Source organism: Delftia sp. WSY_7 (assembly GCF_043104845.1).
Classification (GTDB): Bacteria; Pseudomonadota; Gammaproteobacteria; order Burkholderiales; family Burkholderiaceae_C; genus Comamonas; species Comamonas tsuruhatensis.
In genome coordinates, this window is the sequence record NZ_JBICLB010000004.1 from 1 (window position 1) to 1594 (window position 1594).

Here is a 1594-nt window from a genome sequence, read left to right on the forward strand (position 1 = left end):
AGGCCGGGCGCATCACGACCCGCACCGAAGACGACGGCGTGCGGCGCCTTCAGCGCCAGATGCGCTACAGCGCCCTGTCCGCCAACGCCCTGCAGGCCGAAGAAATCACCACCAGCGGCTGGCTGCTGGACGCCGACGGCCAGCCCCGCGCCAGCAGCCGGCTGAGCCTGAATCCATACCGCATCCGCCACGACGCCCTGGGCCGCCCCAGCCAGGCCATCGACACGGCAGGCCGCAGCATCACCTGGGCCTACCAGGGCAGCACCCAGGCTAGGCTCGATGGCCTGGGCAACCGGGGCCAGATCGAGCGCGACAGCGAAGGCCGCATCAAGCGGCTGGGCCTGTACCGCGAAGGCCAGGACCTCCCCGAACGTGCGGCCTACTACGGCTGGAATGCGCAAGGGCGCCTGAGCCACCGCCTCCTGCCCGATGGGCGCCTGGACAGCTACACCTACGGCGACGCGGGCGAGCTGCTCCAGCACACCGATGGCGACGACACCCGCACGCGCTGGCTGGACAACGGCAGTCTCCATGCCAGCCTGTCGCAAACGCCCGATGGGGCGGTACGGCTGGCATTGCAAGGCCCGGCCAGCGCGGCGATGGAGCAGATCACCAGCCAATCCCGGAGCACCCAACCCGCCGAACGCCGCCAGGCCCTGCACGACGACTTCGGCCGCACCGTCTGGCTCCAGCTTGCCGATCATGGCCGCCAAAGCGCACGCTACAACGAAGCCGATCAATTGCTGGTGCACACCCGCGCCGACGGCAGCAGCACCCACTACCAATACGCCCCCAGCGGGCGTCTGCTGGCCAAGCGCTACGAAGCGGCGCCCGGCGCAGATCGTCGCTCTTCCTCGCAAACCCTGCTGCACTACCAGGGCCGGCTGCTGCAGACCATCGACAGCAACTGGCAGCGCGAGTCCATCGAATACGACGCCCTGGGCCGCCCCGTGGCACGCACCATTGGGCTGGCCACGCCCGACGGCCAGGCCGAGCATGCCTATCGCACCGCCACGCGCTATGGCCCGGACGGCCGGGTCCACAGCCGCACCCTGGCCGATGGCCGCGTGCTCGTCACCCGGCGCGGCCCCGCCAGCGACGGCGCCAGCATGCAAGGGCTGCAACTGCAAAGCGCCTGGGTGGCCGGCCTGCTGCAGGCCAGCGACCACTGGCTGGGCGCCGGCGCCACAGGCTTGCTCGAACGCCTGCTGCCCGCGCAGACGGTGGTCGGCGACATCCAAACAGACGCCTTCAACGGCCTGCAGCACTACACGGCAGGCAATGGCCTGGCCACCTCGCGCCAATACGACATTGCCGGGCGCCTCACGCAGCAGACCACCGGGCAAGGCACATCACAAGGCACATCACAAGGCAGCGCACCCATCCTCAGCCAGCGCTACCGCTACGGCGTGGGCCCGCGCATCCGCGCCATCGAGCAGGAGGGGCCACCAGCCGGCCTGCACAAGACCGACTACCGCTACCAGGGCTTCGGCAGGCTGGTGCAGGACAACGCACCGTCAGCACCAGCGCCCGTGCAGCGCGACAGCCAGGGCCGCACAGTCCAGGACGCATTGCACCGCTACACCTACACCGA

The 1594-nt window shown here is 70.1% G+C and carries 1 pseudogene; it reads left to right on the forward strand.

The features are described 5' to 3' along the window. Positions 1 to 1594, forward strand: a pseudogene (locus ACF8ME_RS01365) (hypothetical protein); the annotation flags it as partial.